20 protein-coding genes, 2 tRNA genes and 1 pseudogene are annotated in these 21,043 nt (G+C 64.2%); 7 read left to right on the top strand and 16 right to left on the bottom strand.

Annotated features, from left to right (window positions below; genetic code table 11):
- Positions 1 to 74: 74 nt before the first annotated feature.
- The gene (locus AC5LXX_RS07430; protein ID WP_493410989.1) at positions 75 to 1,277 is read right to left on the bottom strand and encodes a pyridoxal phosphate-dependent aminotransferase; all 1,203 of its coding nucleotides are present in this window, start codon (positions 1,275 to 1,277) and stop codon (positions 75 to 77) included.
- 75 nt (positions 1,278 to 1,352) lie between these two features.
- Positions 1,353 to 2,255: a LysR family transcriptional regulator gene (locus tag AC5LXX_RS07425; protein WP_124454817.1), complete on the bottom strand. Its 903-nt coding sequence runs from the start codon at positions 2,253 to 2,255 to the stop codon at positions 1,353 to 1,355.
- A gap of 431 nt (positions 2,256 to 2,686) precedes the next feature.
- Between AC5LXX_RS07425 and AC5LXX_RS07420 the strand changes: the two are divergent.
- Positions 2,687 to 3,082: pseudogene (locus AC5LXX_RS07420) on the top strand (transposase); the annotation flags it as partial.
- Between the two features lie 202 nt (positions 3,083 to 3,284).
- Positions 3,285 to 3,539 (top strand): hypothetical protein, encoded by a 255-nt coding sequence (locus AC5LXX_RS07415; protein WP_493410988.1) that lies wholly within the window; start codon positions 3,285 to 3,287, stop codon positions 3,537 to 3,539.
- 195 nt (positions 3,540 to 3,734) lie between these two features.
- Here the strand turns inward: AC5LXX_RS07415 and AC5LXX_RS07410 are convergent, their stop codons facing one another.
- Positions 3,735 to 4,052: a hypothetical protein gene (locus tag AC5LXX_RS07410; protein WP_011545254.1), complete on the bottom strand. Its 318-nt coding sequence runs from the start codon at positions 4,050 to 4,052 to the stop codon at positions 3,735 to 3,737.
- A gap of 157 nt (positions 4,053 to 4,209) precedes the next feature.
- Here AC5LXX_RS07410 and AC5LXX_RS07405 point away from each other — a divergent pair, with 157 nt between their 5' ends.
- From AC5LXX_RS07405 to AC5LXX_RS07395, 3 genes are all read left to right on the top strand, one after another.
- Positions 4,210 to 4,926, top strand: a complete 717-nt coding sequence (locus AC5LXX_RS07405; RefSeq protein ID WP_493410987.1) for a YdcF family protein — start codon at positions 4,210 to 4,212, stop codon at positions 4,924 to 4,926.
- A 221-nt stretch (positions 4,927 to 5,147) separates the two neighbouring features.
- Positions 5,148 to 5,426 carry a hypothetical protein gene (locus AC5LXX_RS07400; RefSeq protein WP_124454813.1) on the top strand — a complete coding sequence of 93 codons (279 nt, stop codon included), beginning with the start codon at positions 5,148 to 5,150 and terminating at the stop codon, positions 5,424 to 5,426.
- A 136-nt stretch (positions 5,427 to 5,562) separates the two neighbouring features.
- Entirely contained in the window at positions 5,563 to 5,820 is a 258-nt protein-coding gene (locus AC5LXX_RS07395; protein WP_011884572.1) for a hypothetical protein, read from the top strand.
- A gap of 41 nt (positions 5,821 to 5,861) precedes the next feature.
- Here the strand turns inward: AC5LXX_RS07395 and AC5LXX_RS07390 are convergent, their stop codons facing one another.
- From AC5LXX_RS07390 to AC5LXX_RS07375, 4 genes are all read right to left on the bottom strand, one after another.
- Positions 5,862 to 6,152, bottom strand: a complete 291-nt coding sequence (locus AC5LXX_RS07390) for a putative quinol monooxygenase (protein WP_493410986.1) — start codon at positions 6,150 to 6,152, stop codon at positions 5,862 to 5,864.
- A 535-nt stretch (positions 6,153 to 6,687) separates the two neighbouring features.
- Positions 6,688 to 7,896 carry an NlpB/DapX family lipoprotein gene (bamC, locus tag AC5LXX_RS07385; RefSeq protein WP_493410985.1) on the bottom strand — a complete coding sequence of 403 codons (1,209 nt, stop codon included), beginning with the start codon at positions 7,894 to 7,896 and terminating at the stop codon, positions 6,688 to 6,690.
- A gap of 141 nt (positions 7,897 to 8,037) precedes the next feature.
- Positions 8,038 to 8,114 (bottom strand) — tRNA-Pro (locus AC5LXX_RS07380).
- Between the two features lie 159 nt (positions 8,115 to 8,273).
- The gene (locus AC5LXX_RS07375; RefSeq protein ID WP_493410984.1) at positions 8,274 to 8,987 is read right to left on the bottom strand and encodes a class I SAM-dependent methyltransferase; all 714 of its coding nucleotides are present in this window, start codon (positions 8,985 to 8,987) and stop codon (positions 8,274 to 8,276) included.
- A 328-nt stretch (positions 8,988 to 9,315) separates the two neighbouring features.
- On the opposite strand from AC5LXX_RS07375, the gene AC5LXX_RS07370 reads away from it, so the two are divergent.
- Together AC5LXX_RS07370 and AC5LXX_RS07365 are read left to right on the top strand one after the other, a co-directional pair.
- The gene (locus AC5LXX_RS07370; RefSeq protein WP_493410983.1) at positions 9,316 to 10,194 is read left to right on the top strand and encodes a tyrosine-protein phosphatase; all 879 of its coding nucleotides are present in this window, start codon (positions 9,316 to 9,318) and stop codon (positions 10,192 to 10,194) included.
- Positions 10,195 to 10,487: 293 nt separating this feature from the next.
- Positions 10,488 to 12,698, top strand: coding sequence for a hypothetical protein (locus AC5LXX_RS07365; RefSeq protein WP_493410982.1), 2,211 nt, complete (start codon positions 10,488 to 10,490; stop codon positions 12,696 to 12,698).
- A gap of 82 nt (positions 12,699 to 12,780) precedes the next feature.
- Here the strand turns inward: AC5LXX_RS07365 and AC5LXX_RS07360 are convergent, their stop codons facing one another.
- From AC5LXX_RS07360 to AC5LXX_RS07320, 9 genes are all read right to left on the bottom strand, one after another.
- Entirely contained in the window at positions 12,781 to 13,194 is a 414-nt protein-coding gene (locus AC5LXX_RS07360; RefSeq protein WP_493410981.1) for a MerR family transcriptional regulator, read from the bottom strand.
- A 61-nt stretch (positions 13,195 to 13,255) separates the two neighbouring features.
- On the bottom strand, positions 13,256 to 13,642 hold the full coding sequence (locus tag AC5LXX_RS07355; RefSeq protein ID WP_124454800.1) for an integration host factor subunit alpha: 387 nt from the start codon (positions 13,640 to 13,642) through the stop codon (positions 13,256 to 13,258).
- A gap of 72 nt (positions 13,643 to 13,714) precedes the next feature.
- Positions 13,715 to 16,144, bottom strand: a complete 2,430-nt coding sequence (pheT, locus tag AC5LXX_RS07350; RefSeq protein ID WP_493410980.1) for a phenylalanine--tRNA ligase subunit beta — start codon at positions 16,142 to 16,144, stop codon at positions 13,715 to 13,717.
- Positions 16,145 to 16,240: 96 nt separating this feature from the next.
- On the bottom strand, positions 16,241 to 17,254 hold the full coding sequence (gene pheS, locus AC5LXX_RS07345) for a phenylalanine--tRNA ligase subunit alpha (protein WP_059234715.1): 1,014 nt from the start codon (positions 17,252 to 17,254) through the stop codon (positions 16,241 to 16,243).
- A gap of 149 nt (positions 17,255 to 17,403) precedes the next feature.
- On the bottom strand, positions 17,404 to 17,763 hold the full coding sequence (rplT, locus tag AC5LXX_RS07340) for a 50S ribosomal protein L20 (RefSeq protein ID WP_004192938.1): 360 nt from the start codon (positions 17,761 to 17,763) through the stop codon (positions 17,404 to 17,406).
- A gap of 30 nt (positions 17,764 to 17,793) precedes the next feature.
- Positions 17,794 to 17,991: a 50S ribosomal protein L35 gene (gene rpmI, locus AC5LXX_RS07335; protein ID WP_004191477.1), complete on the bottom strand. Its 198-nt coding sequence runs from the start codon at positions 17,989 to 17,991 to the stop codon at positions 17,794 to 17,796.
- 190 nt (positions 17,992 to 18,181) lie between these two features.
- Positions 18,182 to 18,706, bottom strand: a complete 525-nt coding sequence (infC, locus tag AC5LXX_RS07330; protein WP_071734130.1) for a translation initiation factor IF-3 — start codon at positions 18,704 to 18,706, stop codon at positions 18,182 to 18,184.
- 49 nt (positions 18,707 to 18,755) lie between these two features.
- Positions 18,756 to 20,663, bottom strand: coding sequence for a threonine--tRNA ligase (thrS, locus tag AC5LXX_RS07325; protein WP_493410979.1), 1,908 nt, complete (start codon positions 20,661 to 20,663; stop codon positions 18,756 to 18,758).
- Positions 20,664 to 20,936: 273 nt separating this feature from the next.
- Positions 20,937 to 21,013, bottom strand: a tRNA-Val gene (locus AC5LXX_RS07320).
- Positions 21,014 to 21,043 lie beyond the last annotated feature (30 nt).

The raw sequence follows: 21,043 nt of genomic DNA, 5'->3' as shown, positions 1-21,043 counted from the left end.
CGCAAAATTGCCCGGTGCGTAAAGATGAGCCGAGCGGGCCGCCGCCAGCCCGGCGTGTGCGCTCCGGCCCTGCTTCAGCGGGCGGCCGAACCGTGCGCGAGGAACCGGCGCAGCCGCTCGACGCCCGCATCCAGTCGGGCCGGATCGCACGCGTAGCACCACCGTACGAATCCCTCGCCCTCCGGGCCGAACGCGCGCCCCGGCGCGAGGCCGACGCCTGCCTCGCGAACCAGCGTCTTGCAGAACGCGAGGCTGTCGGCCGCGCCCGGCAGGCGCAGGAACAGGTACATCGCGCCCGGCGGAGGCGGCACCTCGACGCCGGGCAACGTCCGCAGCGCGGCGACCAGGTGATCGCGCGCGTCGCGCAGCGACGCGACGAACGACCGCACGAACGGTTCGCCGTCGCGCAACGCAACCTCGCCCGCGGCCTGCACGAAGCCCGGCGCGCACGACGTGTTGTATTCGACGAGCTTCGACAGGTCGCTCGTCACCGATGCCGGCGCGACGAGCCATCCGAGCCGCCAGCCCGTCATCGCCCAAGCCTTCGAGAACGAATTCACGACGACGACCCGCTCGTCGCGCGTGGCGATGTCGAGAAACGACGGCGCGCCGCCCGCATCGAATGCGAGCCGTTCGTACACTTCATCGGCGACCAGCCAGATGCCGTAACGCCGGCAATGGGCAAGCACGACCTGCTGGTCGTCGCGTGACATCGTCCAGCCGGTCGGATTGTTCGGCGAATTGATCAGCAGCATCCGCGTCCCGGGCGTCAGCGCGCCGAGCAGCCACCCGACATCGAGCCGCCAGCCCGCGTCGCCATAGTCGAGCGGCACGCATTCGACCTGCGCCCCGAGGATCTTCGGAATCTCGACGAGATTCGGCCACAGCGGCGTGACCGCGACGACGCGGTCCCCCGGACCGACCAGCATCTGCGCGGCCAGCATCAACGCGCTCACGCCGGAACTCGTCACGGCCACCGTGTCGGCCGCCGTCGCACCGTGGCGCGCGCCGACGTAGGCTGCGATCGCCGCGCGCAGCGGCGCGGTGCCAAGGTTGTGCGTGTAGAAGGTCGCGCCGTCGCGCAGCGCAGCCGCCGCGGCGTCACGGATGAAATCCGGCGTCACGCGATCGGATTCGCCGAACCAGAACGGCAGCATGTCCGGCACGCCGAAGCCGGCGTTCGCCACTTCCCGGATCAGCGACGGACGCAGCGCCTGCACCGCCGCACGCGCCGCCGGCTCGCCGGCCACCGGAAGGAAATCATCGGATTGCACCATCGAGGACCACCGTCGACGAACACGATCCGCGTAGTGTACCGGCCCTCAAGCGCGGCCGGCGCAAGTCGGCACGCGTCAGTCGAGGTCTTCCGCCCGCGCCGGCATCTGGCGCACGAGCTCCCAGATCGCCTGCGCCGCAGGTGACAACGACCGGTCGCGGCGACGCACCAGCTCAACGGTTCGTTCGGTGCGCGGCGTGAGCGGCCGCGCGACCAGCGTCGAGCCGGCCGGGAGCGGCAACGACAGCCACGGCTGCACACTCACGCCGACGCCCGCCTCGACCAGCCCGAACACCGTCGCCGAATGCCCGAGTTCCTGCATGACCGTCGCATTGACGTGATGGGCGGCCAGCGCGGCATCGATCAGCGGCCGGCTGCCCGACGCATGGTCGAGCAGCACGAGGCGCTCGCCGTCCAGCGCCGTCCACGGCACCTCGGCCCGTGCCGCGAGCGGGTGGTCGGCACGCGCGACGAGACAGAACGAATCGGTCATCAACGGCTCGCACACGAGATCGGCGACCGTCAGCGGCCCGATCACGACACCGAAGTCGACTTCGCTCGACTTCACCTTGCGCAAGACGTCGCTCTGCACGTCGTCGCGCAGGCCCAGCGTCACGAACGGGAACTGGCGCTCGCACGACGCAACCACACGCGGCATCAGCCGGCAGGCGATCGTCGGGCTCGCCGCGACGATCACACGCCCGCGGCGCTGCTCGCCGATCTCACGGATCTCGCGCAGCGTGTCGTCGAGATCGTCGATCAGGCGCGACACGCTCGCGATCAGGTTCGCACCGACGTCGGTCAGCTGCACGTCGCGCGTCGTGCGGTCGATCAGCTTCAGTCCGAGCTCGGCCTCGAGCTCGCGCACGCAACGGCTGACCGCGGACTGCGTGAGCCCGATCTCGTCGCCCGCGCGACTGAAGCTCCTGAGCCGCGCGACCTCGATGAATACGCGAAGCTGGCGCAGCGTGACGTTCATCCCCTGACCTCATCAATCGTCGATATCGATGCACGATTGTAATGCGCGAATCCGGCCTCGATGTGCGAATCCGGCACCTGCCGCGAATGTTTCGCTGCGGTGCAATACGTTCGCGAACGCACGTGGTGCGGGCGAACTGCACAAGATTGGTGATTGTCCCGATTTGCTGCCGGGTTATTTTGGCGTCTTATACGCCCCTAGCTGACTTAGCCGTTAGCTCGCTGCCAAGCGGCTCTCGAGGGATTCACCTCCGACATGGCACGCTTCGTGCATTACCTGGCGCACAGGGCGTAGGTTCCGTCGGACGGAAGAGCAGAAACACCGCTGCCGGCCAACCGGACGCCCCCACCCGGCACTCGACGATCGAGTGCTTGAAGAGTGCGCGGCGCAGGGCAGCGCACCGGAGTTAGCTTCGCTGAGGTGAGGACATGATGCTGTTCGACGATTTGAGAGATAACGAGTGGGCGCTGGTCGAGGGTCTGTTTTGCTCGGAACCCGCACGGAGTGAACGGCGCGGCCGTCCCCGCGTGGAAGCCCGCTCGGTGGTCAACGCCGTGCTGTGGGTGCTGTCGACGGGTGAAGGCTGGTCGAAGCTGCCGGGCCGCTACCCATCGCCGCCGACCTGCCGCCGTCGTTTCGACGAATGGCAGGCGGACGGCACGCTCGCCGAAATCGTGAAGCGGCTCGGTACGAGCGGCCGGCAGATCTCGCTGCGCGGACGCATCGGCGCAAGCGCCGCGAAGCCGCCCGCACCGCCGAGCCGCGACCGGCTACGCGGCGCCTTCTGGACCAACCCGGAATCCTGGCGCGCCCCCGTCAAGATGGCGTAACGCATGCTCGATCGGGCGGCTTCGGCCGCCCGGTTTCTTTTCTGCGACGCGACTTTTTCGCGGCGCCCGCACTGCCGTCGATTGCCGTTGTCGTGCCGCGATACATCTATTTACCAATATTTACAGCTTGCCTGCACTCCCGCGCTTACCTTAGCGACATATCAACAGGCCGCGTCGACGGCTTGAAGGGAGCCCCGCCATGAAACCAATGTCACTGCTCGTTGCATGCGGCATTGTCATTTCCGTGGCGCTGACCGCTCCAGCCCATGCCGACGATCACACGAAGCCGCCCCACCGCCAGCAGGATCACCGCAACACCCTTCGCCAGCAGCAGCCGTCCGCCAATGCGTCCGGCCGGCAGACCGTGCCGCGCGGCGACCTGCGCGGCGACATTGCCAGCAACGCACGGGCGCGCATCAGCTCGCAGCCGTCCGACGTGCCGCGTCATCCGTAGTCCTGCCGATTTCAGGAATTCGCCAAAGAAAATGCCCACTTTCGGGAACTGCGCCGCAAGCGACGAGTCACATCGTTGCCATGAGCACAGCGTGGCAACAGCAAAAGTATCCGGTACGCCCGTATCCTCGTGATACGGGCTTTTTTTCGGCATGACCGATTCGCGCGGCGACGCCCGAGCCGGGATGATTCGCCGCTACAGGCGGCTTTCGAGAATCGCCACGGCGCTCGCTTCGCTCAACGCGTAGTCGTCCATGCGGCGATCGGTCCAGGAAAGTAATTTCTCGGCACGCTCGAGGCGCGAGAATTCGGCTCGACCGCTGTCGGTCAGCACGGCGATGTCGACCGGGGCGTGGAAGCCCGGTGCGGGGGCAACGGTCTTCTGCCTGACCGTGTCCATCAGCCCGAGCGAACGGAGATACTCGAACACGCCCGGGCGGCGTGCCCACGGTACCTGGCGGTACTGCACTCGTCTCAATGCGTCGAGCACCGCTTCGTTGGAATACGTGGCCATCTCGATTCTTTCTTAAAGTGCAGCGACAATGCGAAGCGGCGCGTCGGGCGGGGTCTCCGCCCGCCGATACCGCCACCGATTCTGGAGGCCGACGTTCGGCGTCGCGTCAGGGCCGGATCGTCAGCCGTCCATAAAAAGACACCATACCCCAATCAAATTGATTCTGTTCGATTCATTTGTACTTCTCTTCATCTGTTTCATGCTCTGCCGCAAGCGGCGGAGAATCATCTCGATCGCCGCCGCCGTGCTGTTCTGGCTGCTCGCGACGGGCTGGCTCGCCGCGCCGCTGATCGCCTGGACCGAGGCTGGCGTCACGCCGGTCGAGCGCCCGGACATGCACGGACGGACCACGCTGATTGTCATCGGCGCCGGCACGCGTCGCACCGATACCGGGCTGCGTCCACCACCCGACGGCACCGCGCGCATCCACAAGGTTGCAGCGCTCTATCGCGTGTGCCGACAGCAGGCCGAACGCTGCACCGTGGTGATGTCGGGCGGCGACCCGCAGCATCACGGCGAAACCGAAGCATCCGTATACGGGCGCCAACTCGTCGCCGAAGGCGTTGCGCCTGCCGACCTCGTGCTCGAACCGGACAGCCGCACGACCTACGAAAATGCGAAATTCACTGCATCTATACTACGCTCACAGTATGACGACGCGCGCATTCTCGTCACCTCGTCGTACCAGATGCGCCGCGCGTTGCTCGATTTCCGCCGTTTCGGAATCGATCCTCAGCCCGTTTATGCGAACCGCCGGCTTGCGCAAACAGGCTGGCTCCCGCGCTGGCGCAATGTGGCCAACGCCGAGCAGGCAGTGCACGAGCTGGTCGGCATCGCGCAATTCCACGTGTACCGGTGGCTCGGCTGGTTTTGAGAATTGCCAGGAAACGGGCATGGAAATCGCGATTTCGCGCAGGATGGCACGCGCGTGACGAAGTACGCGAAGTGTTGCGCGACTTCAACTAGGCCTTGCATCGCGCCTCGATCCGGTGCACATTGATCCGTCACTTTTGTTACACTCGACACGCACTCGATTGCAGTCGCCAGACAAAACGGCAACACTCGGGTTCATCACCACTTAGCGGAGGTAAAGCAATGAAGAAGACGTCCCTGGCTATCCTGGTAGCGATGTCGGCGCTGACTGGCGCAGCGTATGCGCAAGAGAGCACGCAGATCCAGACCATCACCGATCCGGCCAAGATTTCCGAGATCGAGCAGCGCGCACAAGCGCTGCAGCAGCAGCAAGCGGCCGAAGCCGCTCAGCCGGCGGTGCAGGAAGAGCATCACCACGGCAAGAAGGCTGCTCATCACAAGGCAGCAGCGAAGAAGGCCGGCAAGAAGGCAGCCAAGGCCGCAGACGCTGCCAGCCAGTAAGTTTGGCGGCACCGCACAAGCAAAAAGCCGAATCCGGGCAACCGGGTTCGGCTTTTTTGGTTGCGGCGCCTGCGCGCTGTGCTAAAGTCGCGCACCGAAATTTTCCACCCGTGCGCACCCCGGTGCGGAGGACAGCATGAGCAACATTCAACTCGACATCGAGTGGACCGAAGCCGCCACTCGCCAGATCAAGCAACTGATGCCCCGCGGCTCGGCCGACGCGTTCCTCGCGCTGCCGCCGATCGAGTGCCTGCCGATGGAGGGCGACGTGCTGTTCCTCGGCCCGCAAGGCAAGCAGCAGCCGTTCATCGTGGCCGAGCGCCAGTATCACCATGACGGCGACGCCGACTGGACGATCATCCTGATCCTCGACGTCCCCAGCGCGTCGCACTGACGCGCCGCTGCGACCGGATACGTCCGGTCGCGCTGCCCGGCTCAGACGAGCTTCGACAGCACGCGGATTTCGGAACTTTCGATCCAGTCCGCGGCCGCCTCGCGATAAGCGAGAATGTGCGCGGAACGCGCATGGGCAGCCAGTGCCGCCTCGCTTTCCCAACGCTCGACGAATACGAATCTCAGGGGCTCCTTCAGATCCCGGTGCAGGTCGTACTGCAACGCACCGGCTTCGCTGCGGGTCGGCTCGACAATCCCTTCGAGCGCGGTGCGCAGCTTTTCCTCGGCACCGGGCTTCGCCACGATCAGCGCCACGACTGCAATTTCCGCCATTCCCGACTCCTTCATCGATAAAAGTCCGAGAATACGCGAATCACACGTCGCGCATCGGCCACGCCGATGCGACACAGCCCGACGGCCCCAAAAAAATAGCCCGCGCTTCGGAGAAGCGCGGGCGAAACCGTCGCCCTACGAGGATAGGCGACGGGGCCATCGAGATCCGCACGCTGGCGCGGATCGTCATCGGTTGCGCCGGCACATGTCGCGCCGGCATTCGAAGACGTCGATACCGATGATCCGGCGCTCGCGGCGCCCGCCCGGCATCTGACGTCATCCTCCCTGTTCAACAATTTCAACATATAAAGCAGGTTGCATGCCAACCCTCGAACACCACACATTCCATTGATTTAAAAGGAGATTTTTTGACGTTGGCGACAATGTGACACGTGTTCTGCCGCCGTAACGCACGGATGTTACGTAACGTCACGAGGAGGGACCGACCCGCTCGCACATATGCATGCAGGAGTGGACGGCCAAGAAAAAGCCCGCCGAAAGGCGGGCTTTTCAGTGATGCAGGGAAGTACCGTGATCAGCGAAGCTGATTCACGAGCAACCCCATGATCTGGCGTGCCGGCGACGACGTGTCGATCGCACCCGCGTCGTCGACGATCGCAACGCGCGTCTGGTCGGCCGTGAGCGCCTTCACGTTGACGCGGTACTGCTTCGCCTGCTTTTCCTTCTTGCCGTGGAACAGCTGGCTCCAGAAGCCCTGCTCGGCCGAGGTCAGATCCTTCGGATCGACGTAGCGCACGAAATACAGGCCCTTCGTGCGATCGCGATCGTCCACCGTGAAGTTCGCGCGATCGAGCGCGAGGCCGACGTGCAGCCACGAGCGGTCGTACGGCTCGCCGAGCGTGACTTCGGACGGCACGGCCGCGTCGGCCGCGTCGTTGCCCTGCGCCGACGTGCGCGTGACGTTCTGCGCGGCGATCGCCGCGGCAGCCTTCGACGATGCATCGGCGTCGGCCTTCTTCTCCGCCGGTACCGTGTTGTCCTTGATGTTCGCGATCGGCGGTTCGCCGTTCTTCGCGCGCTGCGCATTCTGCGCGAGCACGGCCATCAGCCGCTTCAGGTATTCGGTCTCGAGCGCCGGATCGTTCGGCTTCGGTTCCCACTTGCTCGAATCGTTGTTCGCGCCCGTGATCGCCTCGCGCATGCCCTTCTGGCTGATGAACACATAGGTGCCGCCGTTCGGCGCCGAATCGAGGCGCGTGCGGTACTTGTTGCGCTCGGCCGTCACGTACGAGTTGCCCATCGCCTTCGAGATCACGCTGCGGATCAGGCCGTCGTTGATCTGCGGATGGGTTTCGTTCCAGTCGGTTTCCATCACGCCCTTGTCGCGCTGGTCGACCACGAGCAGGAAGCCCTGCTCCTGCCAGAACCGGCGGACCTGCGGCCAGATGTCGGCCGGCTGCTTGCCGTCGATCACAAGCCAGCTCTCGGTGCCGTCGCGCTGGATATGCATGCCGGCCACGGGCGGTGCGACGGTATCCAGCGCAGGCGCTGCCTGCTGGACCTGCTGAAGCGCAGACAGGGAAGTCGCGCCGCCCTGCGGCGGCAGCGAACGCTGATCGGCCGTCTCGTCGAGCATGTTGGGCGGCACTGCGAGCGACGCTTCCTTCGATTTCGAATCGCTCTTGTAGTCCACTTTCGTGGGCGACGACGTACCGCAACCGGCGACGAGCGCGCCGGTGGCGAGCACTGCAGCGAACCGCATGGTAAGACGAAGATCAGTCATGTTCGGGGAATCCTCTTCCGCTAAATCACGGCGCTTTCCGTGGATCAACCTTGCATTTTACCGGGGCCGCGCCGCGATGTGCAAAAAAGCGACCGGCAAGAAAAAACCCGCGTCAGCCTGAACTGACGCGGGTTCTTTGTCTGGTCGGGGCGAGAGGATTTGAACCTCCGACCACCTGCACCCCATGCAGGTACGCTACCAGGCTGCGCTACGCCCCGAAAGAAAAAAATTATAACAGACAGTTTCCCGATTTAGAACGGGTCGCATGCATTTTGTGAATGTTCTTGTGAAATTTTTTGGCGTGGCCGCACCGATGCATGTGCGAGTGCGCACGACGGTACGCCCTGCGCGCCAACCGCATGGTCGTTACATCGCATTCACCGCTTGCGCGCGACACAGATGACCGTCAATCCTGCGACGCGATTGAAGCGGAACATCGGCAACTCGATGCGACAGATCGTCTTGAGCAGGCCGTTGACGAGCGGATGGTGACGGCGCAGTTGCGATGCCGGCTCGCGCGGCTGCCGACGCGCCCGCTCGCCGAGCCGCAACGCGGCCGCCAGCGGAAACGTGAGACCGAAGTAATAGGCGCCGTGCTCGACGTCGAGCCCCGCGCGACACACCACATCCTCGAGACTGCCGAGCGTATAGCGACGCTTGTGCTCGAGAAAATCATCATGGCCGCTCCAGAGGAACTGGAACGCGGGCACCGTGATCAGGAACCGGCTGCCCGACGGCGCGCCCTTCACGTACTGCGTCAGCAGCCCGACGTCGTCGTCGACATGCTCGAGCACGTCCATCAGCAACACGAGATCGGCATCGAACCGTTCGACGGATCGTCGAAAGTGGATGGGCTTGCCGGCCGTCTCCTCGTCGGTGTCGCCGGCGTAGCTCGTATCGACACACCATGCTTCCGATGCCTGCGTGCGCTCCAGCAAGTGCTTCGAGAAAAAGCCGGAGCCCGCCCCGACGTCGAGGATCCGGTTCGCGCCCGCCCCGCCCAGGAACCGCCGGATCGCGCTCGCCTTCGACGCGTAGTACCAGTGATCGCCTACCGCCGCACCCAGTACGTCGACTTCCTTGAGATCCATGGCGCTTCCCCGTGATGGCTACCGTGTTGTGATCGAACCAGCCACTGACACCGATCTTACCTCGCCGTCAACACCGATCGTATCCGTTGATGCACGGCCCGCACCGCCCTCCCCACATACGCCCCTAATCGAAAAGGACGATGGCCGATTCACCGTAAATCGCTACCGTGCGGTTAGCCGGCGCGAGATCGACACGCCCGGCGAACCGTCCGACTGCACGCCGATCGATCCGGCCCGCCCGGCTTTGCCGCGTTGCGCGAGACAGGAGGCGGCTTCGGTCACGCGGCGGTCGCGACGTCTTGTAACCGTCTTCGACAAAGGGCATTGAATGCATCAGAACAACGAAATCTCCCGTCGACAATTTCTCCGGCTCAGCGCCGGCACCATAGGCGTCGCGCTGGGGAGCACGTCGCTGCTGTCGGCATGCGGCGGCGACTCGATCTCGGTCGCGCCGGTCACGACACCGCGACTGGCCTCCGCAGCGAACTTTCGCGACACGGCCGGCCCGGACGGCACCGGCTATGTCACGACCGGCGGCGCGAAGATGAAGAAAGGCGTGATCTATCGGTCGTCTGCGCTTGCGCTGTCCAGCGCCGACGTCGCGACCGTCGGCACGCTCGGCATCAAGCAGATCTGCGACCTGCGCACGCCCGCCGAAATCAAGACGCAACCGGATGTGACGCTCGTCGGCGCCGCCTGGCAAAACCTCAACGTGCTCGGCGCCGCCAGCATCGACCCATTGCCAACCAGCGGCGCGACGGCGACCGCTTTCATGCTGAGCATGTACCGCGCGTTCGTGACGTCGGACACCGCACATGCGAGCTATCACGCGCTGTTCGCCGGTTTCGCCGGCACGGATGAAAACCGGGTGTTCCACTGTACGGCCGGCAAGGATCGCACCGGCTGGGCAACCGCCATCCTGCACACGATCATCGGCGTCCCGCAGCACACGATCGTCGACGACTACCTGCTGACCAACGTCTACAGCGCGGCCGAAATCGCCGCCTCCATCTCCCAGGCCCAAAAAGCCGGCGGGCAGAATGCCGCGGACATGATGACCGCGCTGCAAGGCGCGCACGCCGACTATCTGCAGGCGGCGTTCGATCAGGTCACGGCATCGTACGGCTCGATGGCGTCGTATATCGAGAACGGCCTGCAACTCGACCCGGCCACGCAGAACGCGATCCGGCAGCGCCTGCTGGTCTGACCGACCGCCGCCTCGCCCATCCGGGCAAACCCGCGCCGGCCAAGGCTCGCGACGGATTTGCCCGGCCCCGCAAAAGGCACCGGCCGACACGAGGCAAAAACCAAACGACCGTTTGATCCGGTCGCCCGATCACCGCGAATCCATTGTCCCGCAGCCCGTCGGCGCCCCGCCCCCGGGCGCCCGTTGTTTGGTAACGCCGCTCTAGCGCGCTATGACACACTGCACGGCATCGACGTTCGCGCCGTGCAGTGGCGCGCGCCACCGTCGATCACGACAAGACATGGAGACAGACGATGCGGAATGCGGTCCGGCGCGGCCATCGCTCGCCTTTGGCAATTTTCGACTGGATGTCCGGCCGGCGACGCACGGCCGCCCCGGTGTCGCACACCGCGTCCCGCGTGTTCGGCTGCGGCGCGCTTGCGCTCGCGCTGCTCTGCGCCGGCTGCGCGGAATCGGCCGCGCAGCGCGACGGCAATACGCCGGTCGCATCGACGAAGATCGAACGCACCAAGGCCGAACGCCTCGCGCGCGAGCAGCAGGTCGCGCGCACCGTACCGTCGGTCGCGTCGCTCAGCCTCACGCAGCCGCGCCCGTTCACGCTGCGCGACTCGGGCCAGAACGGCGCGATGACGTTCCTGCGCGACGTCGATTTCCGTATCGTCAACAACCTCGGTTTCTTCATCCATCAGCTGTCGGCCACGCTCGTGCCGACACAGGCCGGCGCGCCGATCGTGTTCGACGATCCGACGAGCTTCCAGATCGACGCGCACGAAGGCACGGTCACGCTCGACAACGCGAAGCTGACCGCCCTCTTCAACACCTATATCTTCGGTTATCGCAACGCGCCGCTGCGCAAGCTGGCCGTATCGGCCGGCGACGGCGTGATCCATCTGCAAGGCGAGATGCAGCGCGACGGCTGGGTGCCGTTCTCGCTGACCGGCACGCTCGCGATCCGCGACGGCAGCCAGCTCGTATTCCACCCGACCGGCGTGCGCGTGTCGGGCATCAACGCACAGCCGGTGATGCGCGCGGCCAACGTGAAGATGGCCGACCTGCTGAAGGTGCAGACGCCGATCGCGCAGCTCGCCGGCGACGATCTCGTGATGGCGGTCGACAAGCTGATGCCGCCGCCGCGCCTGAAGCTCACGATCACCGCACTGCGCGTGACGCCGGCCGGCCTCGACCTGAAGCTCGACGACGGCACGCATGCCGGCTTCGCGATGCCCGCGAACGCGCCGCAGCAGGCGATGTATATCCGCGGCGGCGACGTGAAGTTCATGCGCTCGATGCCGATGAACGCAGACATCCTGATCGGCCCGGTCGATCCGACGAAGCGCGACCAGACGTTCGTGTTCGACCTGTATCACTATCGCGACCAGGTGTCGGCCGGCTACTTCAATTTCGACGAAAGCGGTGCGATGGCGATCCGGATGCCTTCGTACACGGGCCCCGCCAGCGGCGCACTGCTCGGCAATGCGACCGCGCGCCTGAACGACAGCTTCCTCGCCGCGCAGCAGACTGCGCTGCGCGACGTGCGCCAGCACTGGGAAGCCTATGCGCTCGCGGCAGACGCGGTGCATCCCGGCATGCAGAAGGTCGCGATGCGGCGCACGTCGACCACGCCGTTCAATGAACGGCACGTGTCGAACCGCAATCCGACGATCCATCTGCGCAACGTCGACTTCAACCTGTCCGGCGACATCGGCTTTCATGTCGAGGATCTCGACGTCGAGCTCGTGTCGAAGCGGCCCGGCGAACCCGTCGATCTCGACGATCCGAACCAGTACGACATCCGCATTCTCGGCGGCACGGTCGTCGAGTCGTGGAAGGCGATGTCGGCGCTGTTCAACAACTACCTGCTCGACTACTCGCCGCGTTCGCTGAACGACCTGCAACTGAGCGCGGACGGCCAGGACCTGCGCGTCCAGGGCGGGATCAAGCTGTGGAATCACGTGCCGGGCGTCTGGCTGCCGACCGACATGAAGGGCTCGCTGACGGTGCTCGACGACCGGCACCTCGCGTTCAAGCCTGTGCAGGTGTCGGTGCTCGGCATTCCGCAGGCGAAGCTCCTGCGTTCGCTCGGCATCGAGCTCGCGTCGCTGACGCCGCTGCAGCGGCGCGGCGCGGAACTGCGCGGCGACACGCTCGTGCTCGACCAGTACACCGTGTTCCCGCCGCCGATACTGAACGGCAAGCTCGGGCAGGCCACGGTCGAGCGCGACGGGCTGCGCCTCACGTTCCGGCGCGCGGCCGGCGCACCCGCGCCGAAGCGGCCGCAGATCGACGCACCGAGCTACATGTGGATGGAAGGCGGCGACATGAAGATGTTCAACGTGCTCGAACTGAACGTGCGCGCGCTGATCCGCAATTCGGCCGAGGCCGGCCCGATGCGCTTCGACCTGTACGGCTACCGCAGCCAGGTCACGCAGGGTTCGGTGCGGATGTTGCCGGACGGCACGCTGGTCGTCGACATGGGCCGGAAGAATCCACTCGCGTCGCGCTGATGCGCATGTGCGGCACCGATGAAAAAGCCCGGTGGCGTGTCGCCAACCGGGCTTTTTCCTTGATCTCGCTCGCGCTGTGCGCTCAGTCGTGCTTCAGTCCGTCGATCACGTCGAGCAACGCCTGTCGCAGCGCGACGACGTCGACGGTGGTGCCCGGCTTGCCCGCTACGCGCGCATCGGCGGCCTGCAGCTCGGGTTCGACCGGCTCCGCCGCGGCCCGCTCGCTACCCGGCGAATCGAGCCGGTTGCGCGCACCGTTGATCGTGAATCCCTGCTCGTAGAGCAACTCGCGAATCCGCCGGATCAGCAGCACTTCGTGATGCTGGTAATACCGACGATTGCCGCGCCGCTTCACCGGGCGCAGCTGAGTGAATTCCTGTTCCCAATAACGCAGCACATGCGGCTTGACCCCGCACAGTTCGCTGACTTCACCGATCGTGAAGTAGCGCTTCGCGGGAATCGGAGGCAAGACGACTTTCTCAACCGTAGTGGTCATCGTCGGTTAACCGTCGGTAAAGGGTGCGCGGCGGCCGCGCGGAGACTGCTGCGTGCGGCGTTTACTCGGTGCCGTTTTCGACCAGCGCCTTCAGCTTCTGGCTCGCGTGGAAGGTTACCACCCGGCGCGCCGCGATCGGAATCGCCTCGCCCGTCTTCGGATTGCGGCCCGGACGCTGCGGCTTGTCGCGCAACTGGAAATTGCCGAATCCCGACAGCTTGACGCTCTCGCCGTTTTCGAGCGCGTCGCGGATCACCTCGAAAAACGCCTCGACCATGTCCTTCGCTTCACGCTTGTTCAGCCCGACGCTGTCGAACAGCAGCTCCGCCAGCTCCGCCTTCGTCAGCGTGGGCGTCTCGGGGGACGCCGCCGCCGAAGCGTCGCGGTTCATGGCGCTGCGTTGCGCCGTCAGGAGGGCTTCGAATTCACTCGAGGTCATGTCGTTCATATCTGCCATACAGCGCGTTGAATCAAAACTTACGATGGAAAAAAGCCGCCCGCGAACGGGCGGGCCTTCTCCTTAGCCGCGCAGGCGCGCACCGGCACGAGCCATCCGCTCGACCAGCGTCTGGATCGCCTGATCGACGACCTCGTCCTGTAGCGTGCCAGCCGCGTCCTGCAGCGTCACACGGAAGGCAAGGCTCTTCTCGTGCGCGGCAAGACCACCGGAAGTATTTGATTTTGCACGAAATTCGTCGAAGAGTACAACCTTCTGAACGAATCGGCAGGCCTCTTCTGCAAGCGCCTTCTTCATTTCGTCGAAAAGTGCCTGAACCTCGACTGCCTGATCGACGACCACGGCGATATCGCGACGGACCGGCGGGAATTTCGACACGTCGGTCGGTGCCGGCAGCGCCCGTGCAATCAGCGCGTCCGCATCGATCTCGAACATCACCGGCGCGTGCGGCAGCTCGTACTTCTGCATCAGGCGCGGGTGCAGCTCGCCGATCCAGCCGACCGCGCGGCCGTCGACCTCGATGCGCGCGCTGCGGCCCGGATGGAGGGCCGGATGCTCTGCCTTCACGAAGCGTGCGACCGCCGGCGCCAGCAGTGCCTCGAGATCGCCCTTCACGTCGAAGAAATCGACCGCGCGGGTCGCAACGCCCCACTGCTCGTCGACTGCCGGACCGTATGCCAGCGCACCGACACGCTTCGGCTGCGCATGACCTTCGACCGCCAGCTCGCCGGCCTTCACCGACGCATCGGCGAGGAACACGCGGCCCGACTCGAACACGCGCACGCGATCGGCTCGGCGGTTCAGGTTGTGGCGCAGCACGGCGATCAAGCTGCCGAACAGCGTCGTGCGCATCACCGAAAGCTGGCTCGCGATCGGGTTCAGCAACCGGATCGGGTTGTCGTTGCCCGCGAAATCGTGCTCCCACTCCGCATCGACGAAGCTGAAGTTGACGGTTTCCGCGTAGTCGCGCGCGGCGAGCGCGTGACGGATGTCGTGGATCGAGCGCCGCGTCTCGTTGGTCGCGCGCATTTCGCTCGTCGCGACCGGCGGACGCGCCGGAATCTTTTCGAAACCGTAGATGCGCGCCACTTCCTCGATCAGGTCTTCCTCGATCTCGATGTCGAAGCGGTGCGACGGCGGCGTGACGAGGAACGCGTCGTCTTCACGCTCGAACGACAGGCCGAGGCGCGTGAAGATGCTGGCGATCTCGTCGGCGCTGATCTTCACGCCGATGATGCGGTTCGCGCGCGACACGCGCATCTTGACCGGCGCGCGCTGCGGCAGGTTCACCGACTGGTCGTCGACCGGGCCGGCCTTGCCGCCGCAGATCTCGAGAATCAGCTGCGTGATGCGCTCGACGTGCTCGACGGTCGTCGCGTAATCGACGCCGCGCTCGAAGCGATGGGCCGCGTCGGTCGAGAAGTTGTACTTGCGCGCACGGCCACGGATGCTGTCCGGCCACCAGAACGCGGCTTCGAGATAGATGTTGGTCGTGTCGAGCGTGACGGCCGTGCTGTCGCCGCCCATGATGCCGGCCAGGCTCTCGACCTGACGATCGTCCGCAATCACGCCGACCGTTTCGTCGAGTTCGACGGTGTTGCCGTTGAGCAGCTTCAGCGATTCGCCGCGCTTGCCCCAGCGCACCTCGATGCCGCCGTGGATCTTGTCGAGATCGAACACGTGCGACGGGCGGCCGAGTTCGAACATCACGTAGTTCGAGATGTCGACGAGCGCGGACACGCTGCGCTGGCCCGAACGCTCGAGGCGCTCGACCATCCATTGCGGCGTCTTCGCGTGCGCGTTCACGCCGCGGATCACGCGACCCGAGAAGCGGCCGCACAGATCGGGCGCGGCGATGCGCACCGGCAACGTTTCGTCGAGCTCGACGCGCACCGGGCGGATGTCGACCGGCGTCAGCGGCGCGCCGGTGATCGCGGACGTCTCGCGCGCGATGCCGAACACGGACAGGCAGTCGGCCTTGTTCGGCGTCAGCTTGATTTCGAAGATCGTGTCGTCGAGATTGAGCGTCTCGCGGATATCCTGACCGACCGGCGTGTCTTCCGGCAGGATCAGCAGGCCGCTGTGGTCTTCGGACAGCTTCAGTTCGCGTGCCGAGCACAGCATCCCCTGGCTCTCCACGCCGCGCAGCTTCGACAGCTTGATCGCGAACGGCTTGCCGCCCTCTTCCGCCGGCGGCAGTTCCGCGCCGACCAATGCAACCGGCACCTTGATGCCGGGCGCGACGTTCGGCGCACCGCAGACGATGTTCAGCGTCGCGCCGGTGCCGGCGTCGACCTGGCAGACATTGAGCTTGTCCGCATCCGGATGCTTGACGACTTCGAGCACGCGGCCGACGACGATCTTCGACGTCGGCGGCGCAGCCTTGCTCAGCGATTCGACTTCGAGCCCCGCCATCGTCAGCGCGTGCGACAGCTCGTCGGTCGTCAGCTGCGGGTCGACAAAGGTTCTCAACCAGGATTCAGGGAATTGCATGGATGTCTACGTTCGAAACAGGTTAGATCGACGCCCGGGCCCCTCGGAAACGTCGGTCGGGGCGTGCGCGGGCACAGGTCGGCGCGGCGAGCGGCGTTATGCGAACTGGCGCAGGAAACGCAGGTCGTTCTCGAAGAACAGCCGGAGGTCCTGGACGCCGTAGCGCAGCATCGTCAGGCGCTCGAGGCCGCTGCCGAACGCGAAGCCGATGTAGCGCTCGGGATCGAGGCCCATGTTGCGAATCACGGTCGGATGCACCTGCCCCGAACCGGAAATCTCGAGCCACTTGCCGGCGTTCTTGCCTTGCTCGAACATCATGTCGATCTCGGCCGACGGTTCCGTGAACGGGAAATACGACGGACGGAAGCGCACGAGGATGTCGTCGCGCTCGAAGAATTTTTTCAGGAAGTCGGTATAGACGCCCTTGAGGTCGGCGAAGCTGATGTTTTCGTCGATCCACAGCCCCTCGACCTGATTGAACATCGGCGAGTGGGTCGCATCGCTGTCGACGCGATACGTACGGCCCGGCGCGATCACCTTGATCGGCGGACGGTTCATGCGCGCATAACGCACCTGCATCGGGCTCGTGTGCGTACGCAGCAGCAGCTGGCGGCCGTCGGCATCCTTGCCTTCGACGTAGAAGGTGTCCTGCATCGAACGCGCCGGATGGTTCTCCGGGCTGTTCAGCGACGTGAAGTTGTACCAGTCGGTCTCGATTTCGGGGCCGTCGGCCACATCGAAACCGATCGAGCCGAAAATCTGTTCGACCCGCTCCCACGTGCGCATCACGGGGTGCAGGCTGCCTGCACCGGCGCCGCGGCCCGGCAACGTGACGTCGATCGCTTCGGCAGTGAGGCGCTGATTCAGCAGCGCGTCGGCCAGTGCCTGGCGACGGGCGGTCAGCGCGGCTTCAACCTGCTGCTTCACGACGTTGATGCGTGCGCCTTCGGTCTTGCGTGTTTCGGGATCGAGCTTGCCGAGGCCCTTCAGCAACTCGGTCAGCGCACCCGACTTGCCGAGAAATCGTGCTTTCTCGTTTTCGAGCGTGGTGATGTCGGCAGCCTGTTCGAAGGACTGCTGCGCGTCGGCGACAATCTGGTCCAGATCCATAGATCCCATCATTTCCAACGTCATTCGTTTTCGGCGAGCAAAATCGCCCGGCCAAACAAAAAAGGGGCTCGGAAGAGCCCCGTTTTCGCTGCAGCGGCCGAGACTACCGGAACATCGCTGCAACTAACCACGCAGTGCTAATTTCGCAATTAGGCTGCAACGGCGGCTTTCACCTGCTTGACGATCGCAGCAAAAGCAGCCTTGTCGAACACCGCCATGTCGGCCAGGACCTTACGGTCGAGTTCGATCGACGCCTTCTTCAGGCCGTTGATGAACACGCTGTAGGTCATGTCGTGCTGGCGAACTGCCGCGTTGATACGCGTGATCCACAGTGCGCGGAACACACGCTTCTTGTTGCGGCGGTCGCGGTACGCGTACTGACCAGCGCGCATCACCGCCTGCTTGGCGATGCGGTAGACGTTATTGCGGCGGCCGCGATAACCCTTGGCCAGGTTGATGATCTTCTTGTGGCGGGCCCGTGCGGTTACCCCACGTTTGACTCGAGGCATGTTTCTCTCCTTAGAGTATCAGTTGAGGGGTTACGCGAACGGCAGCATCGCGCGGACGGAGTTCAGATCGGAATCATGAACTGCCGTTGCGCCGCGCAGGTGACGCTTGTTCTTCGTGGTTTTCTTGGTCAGGATGTGACGCTTGAAGGCTTGACCGCGCTTGACGGTACCGCCCGGACGCACCACGAAGCGCTTTGCAGCGCTCTTCTTGGTCTTCATCTTAGGCATGACGAACAACTCCAGTTTATTAGATGGCGATGGGTGTGCGGTTGGCTTGCGCCCTTGACCCGCCCTTCGAAACCCAGTCCACTTGTGTACGGCGGCCCGCTTGCGCAGCCGCCGTCATTGTTGGCACGCCGCCCTGACCGGGCAACGCGCCGAACCACTGTCGAACCAGCGCGCGAAGCGCGCGGGCCCGTTACTTCTTTTTCTTCGGCGAGAGCACCATGATCATCTGGCGCCCTTCCATCTTCGGCATCTGCTCGACCTGGCCGACTTCCTCGAGATCCGTGCGCAGACGCTCGAGCATCCGCATACCGATTTCCTGGTGAGCCATTTCACGGCCGCGGAAACGCAACGTGATCTTCGTCTTGTCGCCTTCTTCGAGGAAGCGCACGAGATTGCGGAGCTTGACGTTGTAGTCACCGTCATCGGTACCCGGGCGGAACTTGACTTCCTTGACCTGGATGACCTTCTGCTTCAGCTTCGCTTCGTGCTGCTTCTTCGATTCCTGGTACTTGAACTTGCCGTAATCCATCAGACGGCAAACCGGGGGAACCGCTTGCGGCGCGATTTCCACCAGGTCAACATCCAGTTCTTCCGATTTACGGAAAGCATCAGCGAGTTTTACGATACCGAGCGGTTCGTTCTCGATCCCGACCAGACGCACTTCCGGCGCAGTGATTTCACCGTTGATGCGGTGCGACGACTTATCAGTAGCGATGTTACGTTTCCTCTAAAAATTAAAAAAACGAGCCGCGCTGCCAGGGCGGTTACTTGAACGAGCGCAGGTCTTCCTGCAGACGCTCAACGAAGGCTTCGACCGGCATTACGCCAAGATCGACGCCGCCACGGGCACGCACGGCTACCGTTTGCGCATCACGCTCCTTATCGCCCACGACGAGGAGATAAGGCACCTTTTCCAGCGTGTGCTCGCGTATTTTATAGCTAATCTTCTCGTTGCGCAAATCGGCCGCCACTCTAACCCCTTGTTTTTGCAACGTTTGGGCCAGAGAGTGCGCATATTCGGCCTGACTTTCGGCGATATTCAGCACAATTGCCTGGAACGGCGCGAGCCAGGCGGGCATTGCACCAGCATGGTGCTCGATCAAAATGCCGAGGAATCGCTCCATCGAACCGACGATTGCGCGGTGCAGCATCACCGGTCGGCGACGGCTGTTGTCTTCCGCCACGTACTCGGCGCCGAGGCGCTCCGGCAGCACCATGTCGAGCTGCAGCGTGCCGCACTGCCACGAGCGGCCGAGCGCATCCTTGATGTGGTACTCGATCTTCGGGCCGTAGAACGCACCCTCGCCCGGCAGCTCTTCCCACGCGAGGCCGCAGGCCGTCAGCGCGTCGCGCAGGCCCTGCTCGGCGCGATCCCACGTCTCGTCCGTGCCCGCACGCTGCTCGGGGCGCAGCGACAGCTTGATGTCGATGTGATCGAAACCGAAATCCTTGTACACGCTCATGGCCAGCGTGTTGAACGCGATCGATTCCGAGATGAACTGGTCTTCCGTACAGAAGATGTGCGCATCGTCCTGCACGAAGCCGCGCACGCGCATCAGGCCGTGCAGCGCGCCCGATGCCTCGTTGCGGTGGCACGAACCGAATTCCGCGTAACGCAGCGGCAGGTCGCGGTACGAGCGCAGGCCGTGCTTGAACACCTGGACGTGGCCCGGGCAGTTCATCGGCTTGATCGCATAGTCGCGCTTCTCCGACTCCGTCGTGAACATGTTCTCGCGGTAGTTCTGCCAGTGGCCCGACGCCTCCCACAGCGAGCGGTCCATGATCATCGGCGTCTTGATCTCGAGGTAGCCGGCGTCGTTCACGCGGCGGCGCATGTACTGCTCGACCTGCTGCCACAGCGCCCAGCCCTTCGGATGCCAGAACACCATGCCCGGCGACTCTTCCTGCATGTGAAACAGGTCGAGCTGCTTGCCCAGCTTGCGGTGGTCGCGCTTTTCCGCTTCCTCGAGCATGTGCAGGTATTGATCCTGGTCTTCCTTCTTCGTCCAGGCCGTACCGTAGATGCGCTGCAGCTGCTCGTTCTTCGAGTCGCCGCGCCAGTACGCGCCCGCGACCTTCATCAGCTTGAAGACCTTCATCTTGCCGGTGGACGGCACGTGCGGGCCGCGGCACAGATCGGTGAAGCCGCCGTGCGAGTACAGCTTGATTTCGTCGCTTTGCGGAATCGATTCGATGATCTCGGCCTTGTACTTCTCGCCGATGCTGCGGAAGTAACCGGCCGCCTCGTCGCGCGACACGACGCGACGCGTCACGGGCTCGTCCTTCTTCGCGAGCTCCTGCATGCGCTTTTCGATCTTTTCCAGATCTTCCGGCGTAAACGGACGGTTGTACGAGAAGTCGTAATAGAAGCCGTTGTCGATCACCGGGCCGATCGTCACCTGCGCGTCCGGGTACAGATCCTTCACCGCATACGCGAGCAAGTGCGCGGTCGAGTGACGGATGATGTCGAGACCGTCGGCATCCTTGTCCGTGATGATCGCGAGCGACGCGTCGCGGTCGATCACCGTGGACGTGTCAACGAGCTCGCCATCGAGCTTGCCACCAAGCGCAGCCTTCGCAAGGCCGGGACCGATCGAGGCTGCAACCTCGGCAACTGTCACCGGATGCTCGTATTGTCGAACTGAGCCGTCAGGCAAGCGTATCGAAACCATAGCATTCTCCGTGATGCCGACAGTGGGCGGCAGACCAGGTACGCGCGATCAAAAAATCACGCGCAGAAATTTCGCGACAAAAAAAATGCGGCCCCGCTTTCGAGGGGCCGCATTCGATACTTCACTCAAACTGAAAGGGCGAAAACGTTCCTCGACTAGCGTCGCTCCGAAATAGTTTCGGTCAACGTTCGCGGTGTCATAACCGTATTCGCCTTGTTCGCGTTGAGTTCTTTACTGCATCGAATACCCGGAGACCGGGCATTCTCAATTCGTTGGTAGGCTCGATTGGACTCGAACCAACGACCCCCACCATGTCAAGGTGGTGCTCTAACCAGCTGAGCTACGAGCCTAGAGAAGCTAAGATTATATGGAGCCGTTAC

This window comes from Burkholderia torrens (assembly GCF_984668525.1).
This window is presented reverse-complemented; position numbering and strand designations above follow the sequence as displayed.

What these genes read in the sequence shown, in the direction of transcription:
- AC5LXX_RS07430 (WP_493410989.1), bottom strand. Translation starts at nt 1,277, where the DNA reads ATGGTGCAATCCGATGATTTCCTTCCGGTGGCCGGCGAGCCGGCGGCG.
- AC5LXX_RS07425 (WP_124454817.1), bottom strand. Translation starts at nt 2,255, where the DNA reads ATGAACGTCACGCTGCGCCAGCTTCGCGTATTCATCGAGGTCGCGCGG.
- AC5LXX_RS07415 (WP_493410988.1), top strand. Translation starts at nt 3,285, where the DNA reads ATGAAACCAATGTCACTGCTCGTTGCATGCGGCATTGTCATTTCCGTG.
- AC5LXX_RS07410 (WP_011545254.1), bottom strand. Translation starts at nt 4,052, where the DNA reads ATGGCCACGTATTCCAACGAAGCGGTGCTCGACGCATTGAGACGAGTG.
- AC5LXX_RS07400 (WP_124454813.1), top strand. Translation starts at nt 5,148, where the DNA reads ATGAAGAAGACGTCCCTGGCTATCCTGGTAGCGATGTCGGCGCTGACT.
- AC5LXX_RS07395 (WP_011884572.1), top strand. Translation starts at nt 5,563, where the DNA reads ATGAGCAACATTCAACTCGACATCGAGTGGACCGAAGCCGCCACTCGC.
- AC5LXX_RS07390 (WP_493410986.1), bottom strand. Translation starts at nt 6,152, where the DNA reads ATGGCGGAAATTGCAGTCGTGGCGCTGATCGTGGCGAAGCCCGGTGCC.
- bamC (WP_493410985.1), bottom strand. Translation starts at nt 7,896, where the DNA reads ATGACTGATCTTCGTCTTACCATGCGGTTCGCTGCAGTGCTCGCCACC.
- AC5LXX_RS07375 (WP_493410984.1), bottom strand. Translation starts at nt 8,987, where the DNA reads ATGGATCTCAAGGAAGTCGACGTACTGGGTGCGGCGGTAGGCGATCAC.
- AC5LXX_RS07370 (WP_493410983.1), top strand. Translation starts at nt 9,316, where the DNA reads ATGCATCAGAACAACGAAATCTCCCGTCGACAATTTCTCCGGCTCAGC.
- AC5LXX_RS07365 (WP_493410982.1), top strand. Translation starts at nt 10,488, where the DNA reads ATGCGGAATGCGGTCCGGCGCGGCCATCGCTCGCCTTTGGCAATTTTC.
- AC5LXX_RS07360 (WP_493410981.1), bottom strand. Translation starts at nt 13,194, where the DNA reads ATGACCACTACGGTTGAGAAAGTCGTCTTGCCTCCGATTCCCGCGAAG.
- AC5LXX_RS07355 (WP_124454800.1), bottom strand. Translation starts at nt 13,642, where the DNA reads ATGAACGACATGACCTCGAGTGAATTCGAAGCCCTCCTGACGGCGCAA.
- pheT (WP_493410980.1), bottom strand. Translation starts at nt 16,144, where the DNA reads ATGCAATTCCCTGAATCCTGGTTGAGAACCTTTGTCGACCCGCAGCTG.
- pheS (WP_059234715.1), bottom strand. Translation starts at nt 17,254, where the DNA reads ATGGATCTGGACCAGATTGTCGCCGACGCGCAGCAGTCCTTCGAACAG.
- rplT (WP_004192938.1), bottom strand. Translation starts at nt 17,763, where the DNA reads ATGCCTCGAGTCAAACGTGGGGTAACCGCACGGGCCCGCCACAAGAAG.
- rpmI (WP_004191477.1), bottom strand. Translation starts at nt 17,991, where the DNA reads ATGCCTAAGATGAAGACCAAGAAGAGCGCTGCAAAGCGCTTCGTGGTG.
- thrS (WP_493410979.1), bottom strand. Translation starts at nt 20,663, where the DNA reads ATGGTTTCGATACGCTTGCCTGACGGCTCAGTTCGACAATACGAGCAT.